This window comes from Streptomyces sp. XD-27 (assembly GCF_030553055.1).
In the GTDB taxonomy this organism is placed as follows: Bacteria; Actinomycetota; Actinomycetes; order Streptomycetales; family Streptomycetaceae; genus Streptomyces.
In genome coordinates this window covers 5,068,061-5,089,239 of record NZ_CP130713.1, presented here as the reverse complement: position 1 = coordinate 5,089,239, position 21,179 = coordinate 5,068,061, and the positions used below count along the sequence as shown (strand labels likewise).

Sequence of the window (21,179 nt, the reverse complement as noted above, 5' to 3'; positions counted from 1 at the left end):
GCCGTCGGGGGCAGCGTGGTGTGGACGGTTCGGTGGGCACCGCTCGCGGCGCCGGGGTACGCGTGGTCTCGCTCATGGCAGCAGCTCCTCTTGTCCGCAGGACAAGTCGTCCGGGATTGAACGTCCCACCTCCAGTGGACGCCTTTCCCGACGGGACCGCAGCAGCCCTGCCCGCTCCTTGGGGCAGATTTGGCGGCGTGATGCCGAAACGCCCGGGGTGCGCGGCCTAAGCTTTGCCTTTCACGATAGTCGCTTTACCTCCTCGTGGGGCTGTCGAACGCATGCTCGCTCACGGTGCGTTCTTCGCCGCCACCACCGCGTCGAACACCTCGCGCTTGGGCAGCCCGGCCTCCTGCGCCACCACGGCGATCGCCTCCTTGCGGCGCTCCCCGGCCTCCTCGCGGACCGCGACCCGACGGGCCAGCTCGGCGGCGTCCAGGGCGGGCGCGGCCCGCTCGGGGGCGCCCTCGACGACGATCGTGATCTCGCCGCGTACGCCCTCGGCCGCCCACGCCGCCAGCTCGGCCAGCGGGCCGCGCCGGACCTCCTCGTACGTCTTGGTCAGCTCGCGGCACACGGCGGCGCGCCGGTCGGCGCCGAATGCCTCCGCCATCGCGGCGAGCGTGGCGTCCAGCCGGTGCGGGGCCTCGAAGTACACGAGCGTGCGGCGCTCGTCGGCCACCTCGCGCAGCCGCCCCAGCCGCTCGCCCGCCTTGCGCGGCAGAAAGCCCTCGAAGCAGAAGCGGTCCACCGGCAGCCCGGAGACAGCGAGCGCGGTGAGCACGGCGGACGGGCCGGGCACGGCCGTGACCGGGATGTCCCGCTCGACGGCGGCGGCCACCAGCCGGTAGCCGGGGTCGGACACCGACGGCATGCCCGCGTCGGTGACCAGCAGCACCCGCGCGCCGCCGGCCAGGGCCTCGACCAGCTCGGGGGTGCGGGCGGACTCGTTGCCCTCGAAGTACGAGACGACCCGCCCGGCCGGCTGCACCTGGAGCGCCTGGGTCAGGCGCCGCAGCCGCCGGGTGTCCTCGGCGGCGATCACGTCCGCCGCCGCGAGTTCCGCGGCCAGCCGCGGGGGCGCGTCCGCGATCTCGCCGATGGGGGTGCCTGCCAGTACGAGCGTTCCTGTCACGCCTCCATCCTCCCAGGGCCGCGGCGTCCGCCCGCCACCCGGACGGGCGGCCGCGGGCCGTGCGGGGCGCCGGCACAGGCGCGTTCCCTACGATGGCGCGGTGACCAGTGACACCGCGCCCCGGGCCCAGCGCGGCCGACCCGCCGCCGCACCGCCTCCCTGGCAGCGCCGGCTGCGCCGCTTCGGCTATGTCGGGCGGCCGCACACCGACGTCCGCGACCGGCTGGTGCCGCCGTACGCGGAGCCCGACGTGCGGCTGTTCGCCCTGCTCGGCGTCGGCCCCGCCGCGGCGGCCCGGATGGCGCGGTGGATCGGCTGGATCGGCCCGCTGCTCGTCGCGCTCTTCGCCGGGCTGCTGCGCTTCTGGCGCCTGGGCAGCCCGGACGACGTGATATTCGACGAGACGTACTACGCCAAGGACGCCTGGTCGCTGCTGGAGTTCGGCTACGAGACCAACTGGCCCAAGGACGCCAACGACCGGATCCTGGACGGCACGATTCCGACCAGCGACTCGCCCGCGTACGTGGTGCATCCGCCGGTCGGCAAGTGGGTCATCGGCATCGGCGAGAAGCTCTTCGGCATGGAGCCCTTCGGCTGGCGCTTCATGGTCGCCCTGCTCGGCACCCTGTCGGTGCTGATGATCTGCCGGATCGGACGGCGGCTGTTCCGCTCGACGTTCCTGGGCTGCGTGGCCGGGGTGCTGCTCGCCGTGGACGGCCTGCACTTCGTGATGAGCCGCACCGCGCTGCTCGACCTGGTGCTGATGTTCTTCATCGTCGCCGCCTTCGGCTGCCTGCTGGTCGACCGCGACACGGCGCGGGCCCGGCTGGCGGACGCGCTGCCGGTGGGCCCGGACGGGTACGCGCGCCCGGACGCGGCGGTCGCCGAACGGCTGCGGCTGGGCTTGCGGCCGTGGCGGATCGGGGCCGGCGTCTGCCTGGGCCTGGCCTGCGCGACGAAGTGGAACGGCCTGTACGTGCTGGCCGCGTTCGGCCTGATGACCGTGGCGTGGGACGTCGGCGCCCGGCGCGTGGCGGGCGCCCGGCACACGTACCGGGCCGTGGCCCGGCGGGACCTGCCGTGGGCGTTCGCGTCCACCGTGCCGGTGGCGATCGCGGTGTACATCGCCTCCTGGACCGGCTGGTTCGCCAACAGCGGCACCTACTCGGACCAGAAGGGATGGCAGCACAGCGGCTACTTCCGGCACTGGGCGGAGTCCCCGAAGCCGGGCGGCGGCGGCTACAGCGACAACGGCCCGTTCGCCTGGCTGCTCAACCCGCTGCGCAGCCTGTGGCACTACGAGACCGAGGTCTACAAGTTCCACGTGGGCCTGGACGACCCGCACATCTACCAGTCCAACCCGTGGAGCTGGCTGGTGCAGTCCCGCCCGGTCTCCTACTTCTACGAGTCGCCGAAGCCGGGCGAGTCGGGCTGCCCGGCGAGCGAGACGGAGAAGTGCGCCCGCGAGGTGCTGGCGCTGGGCACCCCGCTGCTGTGGTGGGCGGCGTGCTGCGCGCTGGTGTACCTGCTCTTCCGCTGGGCGCTGCGGCGCGACTGGCGGGCCGGGGCGATCCTGTGCGGGGTCGCGGCCGGGTATCTGCCGTGGTTCCTGTACCAGGACCGCACGATCTTCAACTTCTACGCGGTGGTGTTCGTCCCGTTCCTGTGCCTGGCGGTGGCGATGCTGGTCGGCGCGCTGCTCGGACCGCCGGGGGCCACGGAGACCCGGCGGGCGGTGGGCGCGGTCGGCGCGGGCACCCTGGTGCTGCTCATCCTGTGGAACTTCATCTACTTCTTCCCGATCTACACAGGTCAGACGATCCCGGTCGAGGACTGGCGCGGCCGGATGTGGCTGGATACCTGGATCTGATCCGAGTGCCGGATCTGACCGCCGGGGTGTTTCTCGGTAGGGTGCGCGCACCGCGCCCTTCGTCAGGTGATGAAGGGCTTTGAGGAACTGTGGGGGTTCTCGCATGCGGAGTGGCGCCAGGGCCGCGGTCGTCGGCGGAGTGTTCGCCGTGCTCATCGGGACCGCCGGGTGCGGGGGCGGCTCGGCCGCGTCCGGGTCGAAGGACACCGGTGGGGCGGACGAGAAGCCGGCCGCGGAGCAGGTCAGGACCGGTCCGCCGAGCGCGGCCGAGGTGAAGGCGACCGCTGGTGACTTCCTCGCCGCGTGGGCGGCGGGCGACACGGCGAAGGCCGCGGGCCTGACCGACGACACCGAGGGCGCCACCGCCGCGCTCGCCTCCTTCCGCAGGGACGCCCATGTGGCGAGGCTGGCGCTCAAGGCGGGCCGCGGCACCGGCGCGTCCGTGCCGTTCACGGTCAACGCCCAGATCTCGTACGCCGGACAGCGGGCCCCGCTGGCGTACTCCTCCGCACTCGAGGTGGTACGCGAGGAGGTCAGCGGGCGGCCCGTGGTGAAGTGGCGGCCCTCGGTGGTGCATCCGAAGCTCGGCCCCGGCGACGCGCTGAAGACCGGCCCCGCCGAGGCGCCGCCCATCAAGGCGCTGGACCGCAACGGCAAGGAGCTGCGGGCCGCCGACCACCCGGCGCTCAAGTCCGTGCTGGCGGGCCTGCGCGAGCGGTACGGCAAGAAGGCGGGCGGCAAGGCGGGCGTGGAGACCTGGGTCGCGCGCGCGAAGGGCAAGGGCGGAAAGGCGCGGCCCGACGAGACCCTCAAGGTGCTCTCCAAGGGCACCCCGGGCACGCTGAAGACCACGCTCGACGCCGGTCTCCAGACCGTCGCCGAGCAGGCGGTCAACAAGCGCGCCAAGGCGTCGGTGGTGGCGGTGAAGCCGAGCACGGGCGAGATCCTGGCGATCGCCAACTCCCCCGCGAACGGCTTCAACGCGGCCCTCCAGGGGTCCTACGCGCCCGGCTCCACGATGAAGGTCATCTCCTCGGCGCTGCTGATCGACAAGGGCCTCGCGCGGTACGGCAAGCCGCACCCGTGCCCCAAGTACTTCAGTTACGGCGGCTGGAAGTTCCAGAACGACAAGAAGTTCGAGATCAAGGGCGGGACCTTCGAGCAGAGCTTCGCCCGGTCCTGCAACACCGCCTTCATCAGCCAGGCGCCGAAGCTGTCCGACGACGCCCTCACCAAGGAGGCGCGGGAGGTCTTCGGCATCGGCCTCAACTGGCAGGCGGGGGTGCCGACGTTCGACGGCGCGGTGCCGGTGCAGAAGGACGCCCCGAAGGCGGCGTCGCTGATCGGCCAGGGCGGGGTGCGGATGAACCCGCTGAACATGGCGTCGGTGGCGGCGACCGCCCGTACCGGCGTCTTCCGGCAGCCGTACCTCGTCTCCCCGTCGCTCGACGGCCGTACGCTCGCCAAGGCGCCGCGGTCGCTGAAGCCGGCCACGTCGAAGCAACTGCGCGACCTGATGCGGCTGACGGCCATGTCGGGCACGGCGGCGCAGGCGATGGCGGGCGTCCCCGGCGACATCGGGGCGAAGACGGGCTCGGCGGAGGTCGACGGCCAGGAGAAGCCGAACGGCTGGTTCACGGCCTACCGCGGCGACCTCGCGGCGGCGGCCGTGGTCCCGGCGGGCGGCCATGGCGGCGACTCGGCGGGACCGATCGTGGCGCAGGTGCTCAGGGCGGGCTGATCCCGGCTCGTCCCGCGCGCGTGGGGGGCGCCCTCGTGGCCCCCACGCGCGCTCAGGAGTCCTGCGGGTACCAGCGCAGTTCGACGGTGTTGCCGTCCGGGTCGCGCACGTAGAGGGACAGCGCGGTGCCGCGGGCGCCGAAGCGCTCGCCGGGGCCGTCGAGGACGGTGAAGACGCCCGAGTCGATGACCTCTTGCCAGTCCAGCGGCTCGACGACCAGGCAGATGTGGTCGACGTTGGAGGCGGCCGGCGCGCTGTCCGGGCCCTGGATCAGGTCGATGATGGTCGTCGGGCTCACGCGCACCGAGGGGAAGGGCACCTCGCCCGCGCGCCACTGGTCGACGCGGACCGGCTCCAGCCCGAGCGGGCCGCAGTAGAAGGCCAGGGAGCGCTCGATGTCGGCGACGTTCAGGACGAGGTGGTCGAAGTCGATCACGCGCATGGCGGGTCTCCTTGAGGTGGTGGTGGGGGCGGCTGCCGCCGTCACCTCAGCCTCGCAGGGCGGTCGACCATGAGTCCAACACATGTTTGTCATCGGATCGATCGTGGATCACGATGGATCTGTGGATCTCCAGCAGATGCGCTACGTCGTCGCGGTGGCGGAGACGGCGAACTTCACCCGGGCCGCCGAGCGCTGCCGTGTCGTCCAGTCGGCGCTGAGCCATCAGATCGCCCGGCTGGAGAAGGAGTTGGGGGCGCGGCTGTTCGAGCACACCAGCCGCCGGGTGCGGCTGACCCCGGCCGGTGAGGCATTCCTGCCCGCCGCCCGCCAGGCCCTCGACGCCGCGGACCGGGCCCGCGCGGAGGTGGCGGCGGCCGCCGGGGAGATCCGGGGGCGGCTGACGATCGGGGCCATCCCGACCGTGACCGCCGTCGACCTCGCGCAAGTGCTGCGGGAGTACCGCCATCGCCATCCCCAGGTGCGGATCAGCCTGCGCGCGGGGTCGAGCGAGAACCTGCTCGAACAGGTCCGCGCCGGTGCGCTGGACGCCGCGTTCCTCGGCGTGCTGCCCGGCTTCCGGGCCCAGGGCGTACGGGACCACGAGCTGGCGCGGGGGGAACTGGTCGCCGTGGTCGCTCCCGGCCACCCGCTGGCGCGGGCGGGCGGACCGGGCGCGACGGTGGACCTGCGGAGGCTGTCCGAGGAGGTGTTCGTCGACTTCGCCGCGGGCTCGGCGGCCCGCGCCCAGTCGGAGGAGGCGTTCGCCGCGGCGGGTCTGCGGCGCGAGGTGGCGTTCGAGGTGTCCGGCGTGGAGTTCCTGGCCCGGCTGGTGCGCAACGGGCTGGGGATCGGCATGCTGCCCGCCGCGTACGCGGCCGAGTTGCCGGGCCTGGCCGTGGTGCCGGTGCGGGACGCTCCCGGGCGCGTGGAGCGCCTGGTGTGGAGCCGGCACCGCCCGTCGCCGGCCGCCGCCGCGTTCCTGACCCGGCTCGGCGTCGACCCGCACGCGGAGGGCTCGGCGCACAGCGGAGGGGTCGGCGGGCGCACAGGGTCGGCGGGCGCACAGGGGGGCGGCGGGCGCGTAGGGCCGACGGGCGCCTAGGGGCGGGGAGTGGTGTATTCCGGCCGTTTGCCGCGGGCGGGCCGACATCACATCGCGTGGCCAGTACACCTACCGCTAGCGTGGTGCCCCGTGATCCCTGCCGCTTCCGCTTGCGCCTCCGCTTCCGCTTCCGCCGAGCGCGCCGCGTGACCCCCCTCATAGTGGCGGCGGTCCTGCTGGCCGCCGTGACGCACGCGAGTTGGAACGCCCTCGCGCACACCATCAAGGACCAGCTCGTCGCCTTCACCCTGATCGCCGGGGGCGCCACGGCCATGGCGGCGGTGCTCGTCTGCTTCAGCCCGGTGCCGAGCGCCGGGGCGTGGCCGTATCTGATCGCGTCGGCGATCCTGCACGTCGGCTACCAGGCGCTGCTGATGCGGTCGTTCAGCCTCGGCGACTTCGGGCAGATGTATCCGATCGCGCGCGGTACGGCTCCGCTGGTGGTGACCGTGCTCGCCGCGGCGTTCGTCGGCGAGACCCCGGCCGGCGCGCAGACCGCCGGGGTGGCGGTCGCGTCCGCGGGGCTCGTCGGCGTCGCGCTGTGGGGCATCCGCGGCTCGGGCTCCCGGCCGCACTGGCCCGCCCTGCTGGCCGCGGTCGCGACGGGGCTGTCCATCGCCGCGTACACGGTGGTCGACGGGGTGGGCGTACGGGAGTCGGGCACCCCGGTGGGCTACATCGCGTGGTTGATGGTCCTGCAAGGGACGCTGATCCCGGCGTACGCGTACGCCCGCCACCGGAACCGGCTGTGGGCGCGCTTGCGCCCGCACGCCGCGCGCGGCCTGCTCGGCGCCGCCATGTCGATCTCGGCCTACGCGCTCGTGCTGTGGGCGCAGACGCGGGCGCCGCTCGCGCCGATCGCCGCCCTGCGCGAGTCGTCCATCATCGTCGGCGCGGCCATCGGGACGTTGCTGTTCAAGGAGCGCTTCGGAGGGCCGAGGCTCGTGGCGGCGGGCCTGATGGTGCTGGGCATCGGGCTGATGCTGCGCGCGGGCTGACGCTGCCGGGCCGGGTCTCGGCGCCGGGTCTCGGCCGCCCCCGGCCCCCTACCTCTGGTCCCCCCGGTTGTCACACCTCCAGGCCGCGCACCGTCTCGTGCGTGTGCGCTTCGATGTCCATGACAGCGGTGTGCAGCAGTTGGTGCGCCAGGTCCGACAGCGCACGTGCCGCGGCGAGTTCATCGCCGATGGCCGGCACGTTCTCGTCGGCCGGGTTGGCCCGCGCCGAGCCCTCGCCCACCAGCGTCACGCCGTTCTTGCCGGTCAGCCGGGCCTCGCACATGGTGACGCGGTCCAACTCCGTGATGCTCATCTGCACGTTCCAGTTCTTGCTCATGGTGGTCCACCGCCTCGTGCGTATCCGCCTCTCCACCATCGTCACGCCGATGCGCGGCGCGCGCACGCCAGCGGCCGGGGGCGCCCGCCTATTCCGCGACGACCTTCCGGACCGCCCGTACCAGCGCCTGCGCCCGGGGATCGGCCGTCACGCCGCGCTGCATGCCGTTGGTGACGTAGCCGAAGCCGATGCCGGTCTCGGGGTCGGCGAAGGCGAGGGAGCCGCCGCGGCCGGGGTGGCCGAAGGAGCCGGGGCCCAGCAGCGGGGAGGCGGGGCCGTGCAGCATGTAGCCGAGGCCGAAGCGGGTGCCCACGACCAGGACCCGGTCCGGCCCCGCGGCCTCCTCGGTACGGGCCAGGGTGAGCGTCGCGGGCGCGAAGAGCCGGCGGCCGAACGGGACGGGGCCGATGAGCGCGGCATAGAACCGGGCCAGGCCGTCGGCGGTGGCGACGCCGCCGGACGCGGCGAGTTCGGCGGCCCGGTAGGCGGGGTCGTTCTCGTCCGGCATCGGGGTGATCGCGGCGAAGGCCCGCCGGGTCAGCGACTCGGGGTCCTGGTACGCCTCGGCGACCGACCGCTTGGGGCGGAGCCGCAGGCTGCCCTGGGCGGCGGGCGCGGCGGGAGGCTCGATCGATGCGATCCGGCCGACGCGGCCGCGCTCGGCCTCCGGCAGGCCGATCCACAGACCCAGCCCGAGCGGGCGGGCTATCTCCTCCGCGACCCAGCGGCCCAGGGTGCGGCCGGTGACGCGGCGGACCAGCTCGCCGATGGTCCAGCTGTACGTCTGGGCGTGGTAGCCGTGCGCGGTGCCGGGCTCCCACGCGGGTCGCTGGGCGGCGACGGCGCGCGGCCCGGAGACCCCGTCGACGGCCTCGCCGGGGGTGAGCGGGGTGTCGAGCACGGGCACCCCGGCGCGGTGCGCCAGCAGGTGCCGCACCAGCACCCGCTCCTTGCCGTTCGCTTTGAACTCCGGCCAGTACGTGCCGACGCGGGCGTCGAGGTCCAGCTGGCCGCGCTGGTGGAGCAGCAGCGGGACGGCGGCCGCGACGCCCTTGGTGACCGAGCGCACGACCTGGGCCGTGTCGCGGGTCCACGGCTCGTCGCCGTCGGCGTCCTTGGTGCCGCCCCAGATGTCGACGACCTTGCGGCCGTGCAGATAGAGGGCGAGCGCGGCGCCGCGCTCGCCGCGCCGCGCGAAGTTCTCGGCGAAGGCGTCCCGGACCGGTTCGAAGCCGTCCGCCACCGTGCCCTGGACGTCCACCACTGCTGCGTACTCCTGCCGTGCGTGCTGTGCGTGCTCTGCGTGCCGACTGCCGGCGTGCCCTGCCATGGTGCAACGCGGCCGCACGGGGGCTTATGCCGGGGCGGGTACCAGCGGTCGGCCAGGCAGGGGCGGGCACCGAGCGGTCGCGCTACGCCGGGGCGGGCACCGAGCGCGGGTCGAAGCCGAAGGGCAGCTCCAGCCGGTGCTCCCGCATCAGGTCCACGTCGCACAGCAGGTCGCGGGTGCGGCCGTCGGCGGCGATCACTCCGCCGCTGAGCACCACCGAGCGCGGGCACAGCTCCAGCGCGTACGGCAGGTCGTGGGTGACCATCAGCACGGTGACGTCCAGGGACCGCAGGATGTCCGCGAGTTCGCGGCGGGAGGCGGGGTCGAGGTTGGAGGACGGCTCGTCCAGGACCAGGATCTCCGGTTCCATGGCCAGAACGGTGGCCACGGCCACCCGGCGCCGCTGCCCGAAGGAGAGGTGGTGCGGGGGCCGGTCGGCGAACCCGTCCATGCCGACCCGCTCCAGGGCCCGCCGGACCCGGTCCTCCAGCTCCGGGCCGCGCAGCCCGGCGGCGGCCGGTCCGAACGCCACGTCCTCGCGGACGGTGGGCATGAACAGCTGGTCGTCCGGGTCCTGGAAGACGATGCCGACGCGGCGGCGGATCTCGGCCAGATGCCGCTTGCCGACCGGCAGCCCGGCGACGGTCACGCTGCCCGCGCCGCCGCCGAGGATGCCGTTGAGGTGCAGGACGAGGGTGGTCTTGCCCGCGCCGTTGGGGCCGAGGAGGGCGACCCGCTCGCCCTTGGCGATGGTCAGGTCCACTCCGTACAGGGCCTGGTGCCCGTCGGGATAGGCGAAGGCCAGGCCCGATACCTGAAGGGAGGGGTGGGAGGGCGGGGTGGTCATGACAGGGTCCATCCGGTCAGGCAGACCGCGAGCGCGGCCAGCGGAAGGGCAGCGGCGTGACACCACTGGGCGCGGGTCGCCGTCACATCGTCGATCACCGGCATGGTGCCGGTGTAACCGCGGCTGACCATCGCCAGGTGGACGCGTTCGCCGCGCTCGTAGGAGCGGATGAACAGCGCCCCGGCGGACTTGGCGAGTACGCCCCAGTGGCGCACCCCGCGCGCCGTGAAGCCGCGTGACTCGCGGGCGATCCGCATCCGGCGCATCTCGTCGCCGATCACGTCCCCGTACCGGATCATGAACGACGCGATCTGGACGAGCAGCGGCGGCATCCGCAGCCGCTGGAGTCCGAGCAGCAGCGCGCGCAGTTCGGTAGTGGCGGCCAGCAGGGCGGACGCGGCGACGCCCAGGGTGCCCTTGGCGAGGATGTTCCAGGCGCTCCACAGCCCGGACTCGCTCAGCGACAGGCCGAGCGCGTGCACCCGGGGGCCTTCGGCGACGAACGGCATGAGCAGCGCGAACGCCACGAAAGGGATCTCGATCAGCATGCGGCGCAGCAGGAACGGTGCCGGTACCCGCGCCGCGAAGGCGACGGCCGCCAGCAGCAGCGCGTACAGCCCGAAAGCCCAGAACGCCTCGCGGGGCGTGGCGACGACGGCCAGCACGAAGCAGAAGACGGCCGCGATCTTGCAGTGCGGGGGGAGGGTGTGCACGGGCGAGTGCCCGTGCCGGTAGAGCTTGTGCGCGTGCCCGGCACCCACGTCAGACGACCTCGGAGTCGCGGTCGCGCACGAGGCCGCTGTCCGCGGCGCCGCTGCGGGGGTCGCGGTCGGCGTGGGCGTGGGTGTCGGCCGGGCCGCTGCCGGTGCCGGACTCGCGGCGGCGTACGAGGACGAAGAGGCCGGAGCCGACGAGGAGCGTGGCGCCGACGCCGATCACTCCGGCCAGGCCGCCGGAGAGCCGCGCGTCGGAGACGTCCTTGACGCCGTAGTCGGCGAGCGGCGAGTCCTTGGCGGCGTGCTCCTCGGCCTTCGCGTCGATGCCCTTGTCCTGGGCGACCTTCTCCAGGCCGTCGGGGTCGGCGGAGGCGTAGTAACTGATGCCGCCGGCGCAGACCAACGCGGCGGCCAGCCCGGCGAACCAGACCTTCCGGTTCCCCCGACGGCCACCTCCCGGCGCGGGGGCGGCGGACTCGTCGTCGGCCACCGGGGCCCCCGCGAGGTCGTCCCGCCGCGCGTCCACCGCGGCGGGTTCGGCCGCCGCGACGCCTCGCCCGGGATGCGCCCCCGGCGCGGTGCCCGCGTCCACCGCGGCGGGGGCCCCACCTGCGGACCCGGTGGCGCTTCCGGCCTCGCCCTCGGCCGGGGCGTCCGCGTCCCGCGCGGACGTCGCTTCGCCCTGCGCAGGCCCGGGCCTGCCCGCCTCGGTCGGCGTCGCAGGTGCCACCGACGTCACCGGCGTCCGTACGGCCACGGTGCGCAGTTCCAGGCGGTGGGTCAGGCCCCGGGCACCGTGGACCAGGTCCGGGCGTACCGCGATCACCGCGCCGACCGTCAGGGCCGTGATCGCCGCCTCGCCGATGCCGATCAGTACGTGCACGCCGACCATGGCGGTGAAGACCTTGCCGATCGGGACGTCCGCCGTGCCGCCGAGGGCGTACAGGCCGGTGAAGGCCGCGGCGGCGGCCGGTACGGAGACCAGCGCGGCGGCGAAGGACGCGACGGTGACCGCGCGCCTGCCGCGCGGCAGCACCGTCACCAGCACCCGGAACACGCCGTAGGCCACGAGCGTGGTGACCACGGCCATGTCGGTGACGTTGACGCCCAGCGCCGTGAGCCCGCCGTCCGCGAAGAGCACGCCCTGCATCAGCAGCACCACGGACACGCACAGCACACCGGTGTACGGGCCGACGAGGATCGCGGCGAGCGCCCCGCCGAGCAGATGTCCGCTGGTGCCCGCGCCGATGGGGAAGTTCAGCATCTGTACGGCGAAGATGAACGCGGCGACCAGGCCGGCCAGCGGCGCTGTGCGCTCGGCGCCCCCTCCCCCGGCGTACCCGGAGTCCGCGTACCCGGAGTCAGCGGAGCCGGAGTCCCGGGATCCGGAGTCAGCGACACCGGCGCCCGCGAACTCCCTTCGGGCGCCGCGCAGGCTCACCGCGACGGCGGCGGCGGCGACCGCGCCGGCCGCCACCGAGACCGGGGCGTTGATGAATCCGTCGGGGACATGCATGCGGGGCTCCGCTCCTGCCTGTTCTGTCTGTGCTGACTGCCCTACCTGGCGACAACCGTCTGATGATGTGGCCAAATGCAAACCGTTTGCAAGAGCGGTTGACAGGCGGGATGCGGCCCATGGGGCCCGCACCCGGCGCCCACCCGACCACGCGCGCCCCCGCAGGCCACCGCGCCCGGCCGCGGTGGCCTCCGGTGGCGGGCCGCGGCGTCCGGCCGAATCCTGGGAGGGAACGACGGCCCGCGCCCGGCGGGAGGTACGACGCGCAATGACCACGGCCACGGACGAGTCCCCCGCGTCGTTCCCCACCGTGCCGACGCTGAGCAGGCGCCACACCAACCTGGTCTTCACCACGATCGTGCTCGGCATGATGCTGGCCGCCCTGGACCAGACGATCGTCTCCACGGCGCTGCCGACGATCGTGGCCGATCTGGGCGGCGGCGGGCACATGGCGTGGGTGGTCACCGCCTATCTGCTGGCCGAGACCGTCTCCACGGTGCTGGTCGGCAAGTTCGGCGACCTCTTCGGCCGGAAAGTGGTCTTCCAGCTGAGCGCGGTGGTCTTCGTCCTCGGCTCGATCATGGCGGGCGCGGCGAACAGCATGCTGCTGCTGATCGTCGCCCGCGCCATCCAGGGCATCGGCGGTGGCGGGCTCATGGTCACCGCCATGGCGCTGATCGCGGACGTCATCCCGCTGCGGGAGCGGGGTCGGTACCAGGGCGCGCTGGGCGCGGTCTTCGGCGTCACGACGGTCGTCGGGCCGACGCTCGGCGGGGTCTTCACCGACCACGCGTCCTGGCGCTGGTGCTTCTACGTCAACATCCCGGTCGCCCTCGCCATGATCGTGATGGCGGCGCGGACGATCCCGGCCGTCCGGGCGGCGGTCCGGCCGGTCATCGACTATCTGGGCATCGTGCTGGTGGCCGCGGGCTCCTCCGCGCTGGTCCTCGGCCTGGAGTGGGGCGGCACCCAGTACGCGTGGGGCTCGGCGGTGATCATCGGGCTGTTCGCGGCGGCGGTGCTGCTGCTCACCGCGTTCGTCCTGGTGGAGCTGCGGGCCAAGGAGCCCATGCTCCCCATGCACCTCTTCCGCACCCCCGTCTTCGCCGTCTGCTCCGCGCTCAGCTTCATCGTCGGCTTCTCGATGCTCGGCGCGCTCACCTATCTGCCGACGTATCTGCAGTTCGTGGACGGATCCTCGGCGACCACCTCGGGCCTGCGGACGCTGCCGATGATCGTCGGCCTGCTGGGGACGTCGATGCTGTCGGGCGTGGTCATCAGCCGCACCGGCCGGTACCGGATGTTCCCGATCGCGGGCACCGCCGTCATGACGCTCGGCCTGTATCTGATGTCCACGATGGGCCCGAGCACCGGCGTCTGGCTGGAGTCGCTGTACATGTTCGTCCTGGGCCTGGGCATCGGCCTGGCCATGCAGGTGCTCACCATCGCCGTGCAGAACACCGTCCCGTACCACGAACTGGGCTCGGCGACCTCGGGGGTGACCTTCTTCCGTACCCTCGGCAGTGCCTTCGGCACCGCCATCTTCGGCACCCTGTACAGCGGCGAACTGGACCCCAACCTGCGCGCCGCGCTCGCCGACTCGCCCGGTGTCCCGCCCGGCGCGGCCGAGAACCCGCAGACGCTCAAGGCGCTGCCGGACGACCTCGCCGCCCCGATCGTGCGCGCCTACGCCGACTCCATCGACTTCGTCTTCCAGTGGGTGGTGCCGGTCGCCGCCGTGGGCTTCCTGATCGCCTGGCTGCTGAAAGAGGTGCCACTGCGCGACAGCGCCCGGGCCGGGGCCGCCGACATGGGCGAGGGCTTCTCCGCCCCGGACTCGGCCGATGCCGAGCGGCAGCTGGAACGCGCGGTAGCGGGCGTGATGCGGCACGCCGAAGGCCCGGTGGGCCGCCGGCTGCTCGCAGACTCGGGCAGCCCACTCAGCCCGGCCGACGCGTGGGCGCTGGGCCAGGTCCACTGGCGGACCCGGCTGCGCGGCGGGGCGCGGTTGAGCGAGATCGCCGCCGCCCACCGGATGCCGCCGGAGGTCCTGGAACCGGCCTTCGCCCAGACCTCGGCGAAGGGCTACACCGTGCGGGACGACGGCCGGCTCTCGCTGACACCGAGCGGACAGGCGGAGATCGACCGGCTCAGCGCCGCCTGGCGGTCGTGGCTGGGCGAACGGCTGGAGGACTGGAGCGCCGCCGACCCCGCCGACCGGGCCCGTCTGGACCGGGCGCTGGACCGGCTCGCCACCCGCTTGCTGGAGGAGGCGGAAGCCCGGCAGGAGCACACCCCCGTCTAGGACCGTCGGCCCCCTGTACGCCGACGGCGGCCTCCCGCGCGCCATGCGCGGGAGGCCGCCGTCATACGTGCCGTGCACCGGCCCCGGAGTCGGACCGGAGCCGCGTGCCGGGATTCGGGATCAGACCCGGGTCAGCTGCGCGTCGGGGTCCTGGTCCCGGGGGCCGGGCCGTCCGCGGTCAGCTGCTTCTGCAGCCCCTCGCCCTCGACGTCCACGTTCGGCAGGGCCTTGTCCAGCCACTTCGGCAGCCACCAGGCGGACTTGCCGAGCAGCGCCAGGACCGCCGGAACGATGGTCATACGGACGATGAAGGCATCGAAGAAGACGGCGATGGCGAGACCAAAGCCGATCATCTTGACCATCTGCTCCGAGGAGCCGATGAAGCCGGAGAAGACGGCGATCATGATGACCGCGGCCGCGGTGACCACCCGCGCCCCGTGCCGGAAGCCGGTGACGATGGCGTCGCCCGGCCGCTCGCCGTGCACGAACGCCTCCCGCATCCGGGTCACGAGGAAGACCTCGTAGTCCATCGCGAGGCCGAACACCACACCGATCATGAAGATCGGCATCATGCTCATGATCGGGCCGGTCTCCTCGACCCCGAACAGGCTGCCCAGCCAGCCCCACTGGAAGACCGCGACCACCGCGCCGAGCGCCGCGACCACCGAGAGCAGGAAGCCCAGGGCCGCCTTCAACGGCACCAGCACCGAGCGGAAGACGATCATCAGGAGCAGGAACGCCAGGCCCACCACGAGCGCGAGGTACGGCAGCAGCGCGTCGTTGAGCTTCTTGGAGATGTCGATGTTCATGGCCGTGACGCCGGTGACCAGGACCTCGCCGCCGGTGTCGGCCTTGATCTTGTCCGCCGCGTCCCGGATGTCCGCGACCAGGTCCTCGGTCTCGGTGCTGCTCGGCTTGTACTTGGAGATCACCGTCAGGGTGGCGGTGTCACCGGCCTTGTTGAACTGCGGCTCGGTGACCGCGGCCGCGCCCTTGATGCCCTGGATCGTCTTACGGGCCTGCTCGGCACCGGCCTTGGCGTTGTCGCTGCCCTTGCCGTCGAAGACGAGCATCAGCGGACCGTTGAAGCCGGGGCCGAAGCCCTCGGTGATCATGTCGTACGCCTGGCGCTTGGTGCTGGACGTCGGCTGGTAGCCGTCGTCGGGCAGGCCGAGCTCCAGCTTGGCCGCCGGGACGGCGGCGGCGCCCAGACCGAGCACACCGATCACCAGCACGAGCACCGGGCGGCGCAGGATGCCGCGCGCCCAGCGGACGCCCATGTTCGGCTTGTCCGACTTGGCGGCCGTGCCGCCCTCCGCCATCCGCTTGCGGGCCTTGCGTCCGAAGACCCGCTTGCCCACGAAGCCCAGCAGCGCCGGGATGAGGCTGATGGCGATGAGGACGGCGATGACCACCGTGCCCGCCGCGGCCATGCCCATCTTGGTCAGCACCGGGATGTTGACCACGGAGAGGCCGACCAGCGCGATGACGACGGTGAGACCGGCGAAGACGACCGCGGAGCCCGCGGTGCCCACGGCGCGTCCGGCCGCTTCCTCCCGCTCGCGGCCCTCGGCCAGTTCGGCGCGGTACCGAGAGACGATGAACAGCGCGTAGTCGATGCCGACCGCGAGGCCGATCATCATCGCGAGCGTCGAGGTGGTGCCCGACAGACCGAGGGTGCTGGCGAGCGCGGTGATCGAGGACAGGCCGATGGCGACGCCGATGATGGCGGTCAGCAGCGGCATACCGGCGGCGAGCAGCGAACCGAAGGTGATGGCGAGGACGATCGCGGAGATGACGATGCCGATGATCTCGGTGGCGCCGGTCTCGGGCATCTCCTCCAGCGCGTCACCGCCGATCTCGACCTTCAGGCCCGAGTGGCGGGCGTCCTTGCCCGCCTCCTTGAGCGCCTCCTTCGACTCCTTCTCCAGCTCCATCGCGTTGACCTTGTAGCTGGTCAGGATGTATGCGGTGGAGCCGTCCTTGCTGACGGCGCCGGACGTGTACGGGTCGCCGACCGAGGCGATGTCGTCCGAGCTCTTCTTGAGCTCCGCGATGACCTTGGCGACCACGGCCTTGTGGTCCGCGTCGGTCATCTTCTCGTTCTGCGGGGCGCGGAAGACGATGCGGGCGGTGGCGCCGTCGGCATTGCTGTCGGGCATCCGCTCGTCCAGCAGGTCGAAGGCCTTCTGGGCCTCGGTACCCGGGACGGAGAACTCATCGTTTCCGGGCGGGGTCGCCGTACTGGCGCCCACCCCGGCTATCGCCAGCAACGCCACCCAGAAGAGGGCGACAAGGCCACGCCTTCTGAAGGCGAAACGGCCGAGTTTATAGAGGAACGTGGCCACGAGGAGAGGTGCTCCCGTCGAATCGGAATGGCAATGCGGAGGACCGGCCCGTGCGACGAGAGCGGCGTACCCGGGTGGCGTCGTTGTGCGTGTTGTTCTATTCGGTTGTCACCTTGTTCTATTCGGTTGTCACCGGGCACCACTTGGGGACGTCGGGCGCCGCGGGGGGTATCAGGCGCCGAGGGCGGGGAGGACCACGGCGTCGATGTAGGTCAGGAGGTAGTCGGGGCTCGGCGGCGCGTCGTCGATCAGCGGCCGGGCTACGAAGGCGCCGCACATCATGTGCGGCACATAGCTCAGGGCGGGGGAGTCCGCGGCGACCTCACCGCGGTCGACGGCGCGCTTGAGCAGCATGTCCAAGGCTGCGATCTCGGGAAGGATCAACAGCTCCCGCAGCGCCTGCTGAAGATCCGGGTTCTCGTGGGCGGCGTGCGCGAGCCCGCGCATCAGGGCCGCCTCCATCTCCGTCCGCTCCGGGCCGCTGGCGAGCACCATCTGGCGCAGGTCGCCGCGGAGGGAGCCGGTGTCGATGTCCTCGAGGCAGACGGGCTGGGTCTTCCGCAGCGCGGTGACCACCAACTGCGGCTTGCTTTTCCACTGTCGATAGAGTGTCGCCTTGCTGGAGTGCGTACGAGCGGCGACGGCGTCCATCGTCAGGCTGTCGTAGCCGACCTCGGTGAGGAGATCGACGACGGCCTCGTACAGCTCGTCTTCCCGTTCGGGGGTGAGTCGGCTGCGGCGCGAGCGGGGCATCGCGGCCGCCGTGTCCGTCGACATCGCACACCTCCTCTTCCGAACGAAACGGTTTCGTACCGTTCAAGCGTACGACATCGCGCCATCGAAACGGCCTCGTTTCGATGGTGTTCTGTGTCACAGAACGAGTTGCCGTGGGCAGCGCGGCCCGAAAGCATGGGCTGTGTGAGCGCTTATCTGCGGTTCCCTCATCTCCATGGCGACCTGCTCTGCTTCGCGGCCGAGGACGATCTGTGGGTGGCGCCGCTCGCCGCCTCCGGGGCGGTCTCGGGACGGGCCTGGCGGCTGACCGTCGACCGCACGCGCGTGGGTCATCCCCGCTTCTCCCCCGACGGCTCGCAGATCGCGTTCACGACATGGCGGAGCCTCGACCCCGAGATCCACCTCGTCCCCGTCGAGGGCGGCCAGGCCCGTCGCCTGACCTACTGGGGCAGCACCGACGCCCGTGTCTGCGGCTGGACTCCGCCGGAGAACGGCGTCTCCCACATCCTCGCGGTCAGCTCGCACGCCCAACCGTTCTCGTACTTCTCCTGGGCCTACAAGGTGGCCACCGACGGCAGCCCCGGCGGGCGGCTCCCCTGGGGCCCGGTCTCCGACATCGCCGTCGCGGACGTCGACGGCGAGCACAAGACCCTGCTGCTGACCGGCAAGCCGCCGCACGAGCCGGCGTCCTGGAAGCGCTACCGGGGCGGCGCGATGGGCCGGATGTGGCTGCACGGCACCCGGCTGCTGCCGGATCTGCACGGGCACCTGGACGCGCCGATGTTCGTCGGCGACCGGATCGCCTTCCTCTCCGACCACGAGGGCGTCGGCAACCTCTACTCCTGCCTGCCGGACGGCTCCGACCTGCGCCGACACAGCGACCACGACGACTTCTACGCCCGCCACGCCGCCGGCGACGGCTCGCGGGTGGTCTACCAGTGCGCCGGGGAGCTGTGGCTGGTCGACGACCTGAGCCCGGACGGCGTCCCGCGCCGCCTGGACATCGCCCTCGGCGGCCCGCGCGCCGGCCGGCGGACCTACCAGGTCCCCGCCGCCGGGAACGTCGACTCGCTGTCGGTGGACGCCACGGGCCGCGCCAGCGCGGTCTGCGTACGCGGCAGCCTCTACTGGCTGACCCACCGCGACGGCCCGGCCAGGGCCCTCGTCGACACCCCGGGCGTACGGATCCGGCTGCCGGAGATGCTGGGCGCGAGCGGCCGCGTCGCCTACGTCACGGACGCGGCGGGCGAGGACGCCATCGAGATCGCGTACCTGCCGCGGGCGAGCGGCCCCCGGGAGCCCCGGCGGCTGGCCGTCGGCCGGCTCGGGCGCGTCCACGAGCTGGTGGCGTCCCCGGACGGGCGGCGGCTGGCGGTCGCGGCCGACGACGGACGGCTGCTGCTGGTCGCGGTCGACGAGGAGGAAGAGCAACCATCCCCCGAGCCCACCCCGGCCCCATCCGGCCCGGCCGCCCCCGAACCGGGAACGCCGGGGCCGGAGGCCCCGGAACCGGGCGCTCCGGAACCAGGCACTCCCGAGGCCGGGGCGCCCGAACCAGCCGCTCCCCAAGCAGCCGCACCCGAACCAGCCACGTCTGAGCCGGCCGCATCCGAGCCGGGGGCGTCCCCGGCAGGGGCGCCCGCCACCGAAGGCGGCAACGGCGGCGACGGCGTCACCGAGTTGATCCGGTCCGCCAACGGCCCCGTCCGCGATCTCGCGTTCTCGCCCGACTCCGGGTGGCTGGCCTGGTCGCACCCCGGTATCGGGCGCTCGCTGCGGCAGATCAAGATCGCGCGGCTCAAGGACCGGACGATCGTGGACGTGACCAACGGGCGGTTCGAGGACGAGCAGCCGGTGTTCACCCGCGACGGCCGCTACCTCGCCTTCCTCTCCTGGCGCGGCTTCGACCCCGTCTACGACGTGCACACCGGCGACCTGTCCTTCCCGCTGGGCTGCCGCCCGTATCTGGTTCCGCTGTCCTCGGCCACCCCCTCGCCGTTCGCGCTCTCCCCCGAGGGCCGCCCGGCGGCGGGCGGCCTCGACCCCGACGACTGGGGCGCCCCGGCGGTGGAGGCCGAGGGGGAGGGCGAAGGGCCCGTGGAGGGGCATGTGACGGTCGAGGTGGAGGGGCTGGAGAGCCGGGTGACGGTGTTCCCGGTCGCCGCCTCCAAGTACTCCGCGCTGCACCCCGTCAGCGGCGGCGGCCTGGTCTGGTTGCGTTGGCCGATCTCCGGCGCGCTCGGCGAGACGTTCGCCAACCCCGCCGAGACCTCGGGGCGTCCCACCCTGGAGCACTTCGACCTGGTCAAGGCCAAGCGCACCGAACTCACCAGCGACATCGACTGGTTCGCGGTCAGCGGCGACGGGACCCGGCTGGTGGCCAACGACGAGGGAGAGCTGCGGGCCGTGCCCGCCACCGAGTCCGGCGACTCCGACTCCACCGTCTACATCGACATGCGGCGCATCCTGCACGAGGTCGACCCGGCCGCGGAGTGGCGGCAGGCGTACGACGAGGCGGGCCGGATCGTGCGCGCGTACTTCTGGGAACCGGGCATGGGCGGCGTCGACTGGGACGGCGTGCTGGACCAGTACCGCCCGCTCGTGGAACGGGTCGCCTCCCCCGACGAGTTCGCCGACCTGCTGCGCGAGGTGCTCGGCGAACTCGGCACCTCGCACGCGTACGTCGGCGTGGCCCGCCGCAACGAGGGCCCCCGCCACTACCAGCGGCCCATGGGCCTGCTCGGCGCCAACTTCGTACGGACCAAGGAGGGCGCCTGGTCCGTGGCCCGGATCCTGCCCGGCGAGTCCTCCGACTCGCGCGCCCGCTCCCCGCTGGCCGGTGCCGGCATCCGGGAGGACGCGATCCTCAGCCACGTCGACGGACGGCCGGTGGACCCGGTGACCGGCCCGTATCCGCTGCTGGCCGCGGCGGGCGGGACGACGGTGGAGCTGACCTTCGAGCAGGCGGGCCATCCGCGCCGCGTCGCCATCGTCCCGCTGATCGACGACCGGCCGCTGCGCTACCAGTACTGGGTGGCCAAGCGGCGCGAGGTCGTCCGGGAGTTGAGCGGCGGCAAGTGCGGCTATCTGCACATCCCCGACATGGGCGGCTCGGGTTGGGCCCAGTTCAACCGTGACCTGCGCCGGGAGATGTCGCTGCCCGCCCTGATCGTGGACGTACGCGGCAACGCGGGCGGCAACATCAGCGAGCTGGTGGTGGAGAAGCTGACCCGGACCGTCATGGGCTGGGACCTCACCCGCAACGCCCAGCCGGTGTCGTACACCAGCAACGCGCCGCGCGGCCCGATCGTCGCCATCGCGGACGAGATGACCTCCTCCGACGGCGACATGATCACCGCCGCGTTCCGGGTGCTGGGCATCGGCCCGGTGGTGGGGCTGCGCACCTGGGGCGGGGTGGTCGGGATGACCGGCCGGCACCGGCTGATCGACGGTACGTCCATCACGGTGCCGATGAACGCGGCGTGGTTCGACGCGTACGGCTGGGGTGTGGAGAACCACGGCGTCGAGCCGGACATCGAGGTCGAGCGCACCCCGCTGGACTGGGCGGAGGGCCGGCACCGGCAGATGGACGACGCGGTACGGGTCGCACTGGACCTGCTGGACCGGCACGGCGCCGCCGAGCCGCCGGACTACTCCGCCGTCCCCGACCGGCGCCGCCCGAAGCTGCCGCCCCGCAACGGAGGATGACCAGCCCCGGAGGATGACCGGCAACGGGGGATGACCGGCGGACGTCGAC

At 72.9% G+C, this 21,179-nt stretch carries 15 protein-coding genes; 6 read left to right on the top strand and 9 right to left on the bottom strand.

The features are described 5' to 3' along the window. Positions 1-289: 289 nt before the first annotated feature. On the bottom strand, positions 290-1,135 hold the full coding sequence (gene rsmI, locus Q3Y56_RS22080) for a 16S rRNA (cytidine(1402)-2'-O)-methyltransferase (RefSeq protein WP_304463584.1): 846 nt from the start codon (positions 1,133-1,135) through the stop codon (positions 290-292). 100 nt (positions 1,136-1,235) lie between these two features. Here rsmI and Q3Y56_RS22075 point away from each other — a divergent pair, with 100 nt between their 5' ends. Beyond that, positions 1,236-3,005 carry a dolichyl-phosphate-mannose--protein mannosyltransferase gene (locus tag Q3Y56_RS22075; RefSeq protein WP_304463583.1) on the top strand — a complete coding sequence of 590 codons (1,770 nt, stop codon included), beginning with the start codon at positions 1,236-1,238 and terminating at the stop codon, positions 3,003-3,005. Between the two features lie 103 nt (positions 3,006-3,108). Beyond that, positions 3,109-4,746, top strand: coding sequence for a penicillin-binding transpeptidase domain-containing protein (locus Q3Y56_RS22070; protein WP_304463582.1), 1,638 nt, complete (start codon positions 3,109-3,111; stop codon positions 4,744-4,746). A gap of 52 nt (positions 4,747-4,798) precedes the next feature. Here the strand turns inward: Q3Y56_RS22070 and Q3Y56_RS22065 are convergent, their stop codons facing one another. Beyond that, positions 4,799-5,188: a VOC family protein gene (locus Q3Y56_RS22065; RefSeq protein ID WP_304463581.1), complete on the bottom strand. Its 390-nt coding sequence runs from the start codon at positions 5,186-5,188 to the stop codon at positions 4,799-4,801. A gap of 121 nt (positions 5,189-5,309) precedes the next feature. On the opposite strand from Q3Y56_RS22065, the gene Q3Y56_RS22060 reads away from it, so the two are divergent. Both Q3Y56_RS22060 and Q3Y56_RS22055 read left to right on the top strand, forming a co-directional pair. Then, a complete protein-coding gene (locus Q3Y56_RS22060; RefSeq protein ID WP_304463580.1) occupies positions 5,310-6,290 on the top strand; it encodes a LysR family transcriptional regulator in 981 nt (326 codons plus the stop codon). Between the two features lie 146 nt (positions 6,291-6,436). Continuing rightward, positions 6,437-7,288: a DMT family transporter gene (locus Q3Y56_RS22055; RefSeq protein ID WP_304463579.1), complete on the top strand. Its 852-nt coding sequence runs from the start codon at positions 6,437-6,439 to the stop codon at positions 7,286-7,288. A 70-nt stretch (positions 7,289-7,358) separates the two neighbouring features. Here the strand turns inward: Q3Y56_RS22055 and Q3Y56_RS22050 are convergent, their stop codons facing one another. The 5 genes from Q3Y56_RS22050 to Q3Y56_RS22030 all read right to left on the bottom strand — a co-directional run bounded on the left by Q3Y56_RS22050 (position 7,359) and on the right by Q3Y56_RS22030 (position 12,034). Next, a complete protein-coding gene (locus Q3Y56_RS22050) occupies positions 7,359-7,625 on the bottom strand; it encodes a DUF1876 domain-containing protein (RefSeq protein ID WP_304463578.1) in 267 nt (88 codons plus the stop codon). An 88-nt stretch (positions 7,626-7,713) separates the two neighbouring features. Next, positions 7,714-8,886, bottom strand: a complete 1,173-nt coding sequence (locus Q3Y56_RS22045) for a serine hydrolase domain-containing protein (protein WP_304465729.1) — start codon at positions 8,884-8,886, stop codon at positions 7,714-7,716. Positions 8,887-9,037: 151 nt separating this feature from the next. Continuing rightward, complete coding sequence (locus Q3Y56_RS22040) at positions 9,038-9,814, bottom strand: energy-coupling factor ABC transporter ATP-binding protein (protein ID WP_304463577.1); 777 nt, start codon at positions 9,812-9,814, stop codon at positions 9,038-9,040. Continuing rightward, a complete protein-coding gene (gene cbiQ / locus Q3Y56_RS22035; protein WP_304463576.1) occupies positions 9,799-10,563 on the bottom strand; it encodes a cobalt ECF transporter T component CbiQ in 765 nt (254 codons plus the stop codon). Before cbiQ ends, Q3Y56_RS22040 begins: the two co-directional genes overlap by 16 nt. A 1-nt stretch (position 10,564) precedes the next feature. Beyond that, positions 10,565-12,034, bottom strand: coding sequence for an energy-coupling factor ABC transporter permease (locus Q3Y56_RS22030; protein WP_304463575.1), 1,470 nt, complete (start codon positions 12,032-12,034; stop codon positions 10,565-10,567). 268 nt (positions 12,035-12,302) lie between these two features. Between Q3Y56_RS22030 and Q3Y56_RS22025 the strand changes: the two genes are divergently transcribed. Further along, entirely contained in the window at positions 12,303-14,339 is a 2,037-nt protein-coding gene (locus Q3Y56_RS22025) for an MFS transporter (RefSeq protein WP_304463574.1), read from the top strand. Between the two features lie 131 nt (positions 14,340-14,470). On the opposite strand, the gene Q3Y56_RS22020 is transcribed toward Q3Y56_RS22025, so the two are convergent. Both Q3Y56_RS22020 and Q3Y56_RS22015 read right to left on the bottom strand, forming a co-directional pair. Continuing rightward, positions 14,471-16,687 (bottom strand): MMPL family transporter, encoded by a 2,217-nt coding sequence (locus Q3Y56_RS22020; RefSeq protein WP_304463573.1) that lies wholly within the window; start codon positions 16,685-16,687, stop codon positions 14,471-14,473. 171 nt (positions 16,688-16,858) lie between these two features. Further along, on the bottom strand, positions 16,859-17,464 hold the full coding sequence (locus Q3Y56_RS22015) for a TetR/AcrR family transcriptional regulator (protein ID WP_304463572.1): 606 nt from the start codon (positions 17,462-17,464) through the stop codon (positions 16,859-16,861). A 141-nt stretch (positions 17,465-17,605) separates the two neighbouring features. Between Q3Y56_RS22015 and Q3Y56_RS22010 the strand changes: the two genes are divergently transcribed. Beyond that, a complete protein-coding gene (locus Q3Y56_RS22010; protein WP_304463571.1) occupies positions 17,606-21,130 on the top strand; it encodes a S41 family peptidase in 3,525 nt (1,174 codons plus the stop codon). Positions 21,131-21,179: the final 49 nt, after the last annotated feature.

What these genes read in the sequence shown, in the direction of transcription:
- Q3Y56_RS22070 (WP_304463582.1), top strand. Translation starts at nt 3,109, where the DNA reads ATGCGGAGTGGCGCCAGGGCCGCGGTCGTCGGCGGAGTGTTCGCCGTG.
- Q3Y56_RS22065 (WP_304463581.1), bottom strand. Translation starts at nt 5,188, where the DNA reads ATGCGCGTGATCGACTTCGACCACCTCGTCCTGAACGTCGCCGACATC.
- Q3Y56_RS22050 (WP_304463578.1), bottom strand. Translation starts at nt 7,625, where the DNA reads ATGAGCAAGAACTGGAACGTGCAGATGAGCATCACGGAGTTGGACCGC.
- Q3Y56_RS22040 (WP_304463577.1), bottom strand. Translation starts at nt 9,814, where the DNA reads ATGGACCCTGTCATGACCACCCCGCCCTCCCACCCCTCCCTTCAGGTA.
- Q3Y56_RS22030 (WP_304463575.1), bottom strand. Translation starts at nt 12,034, where the DNA reads ATGCATGTCCCCGACGGATTCATCAACGCCCCGGTCTCGGTGGCGGCC.
- Q3Y56_RS22025 (WP_304463574.1), top strand. Translation starts at nt 12,303, where the DNA reads ATGACCACGGCCACGGACGAGTCCCCCGCGTCGTTCCCCACCGTGCCG.
- Q3Y56_RS22015 (WP_304463572.1), bottom strand. Translation starts at nt 17,464, where the DNA reads ATGTCGACGGACACGGCGGCCGCGATGCCCCGCTCGCGCCGCAGCCGA.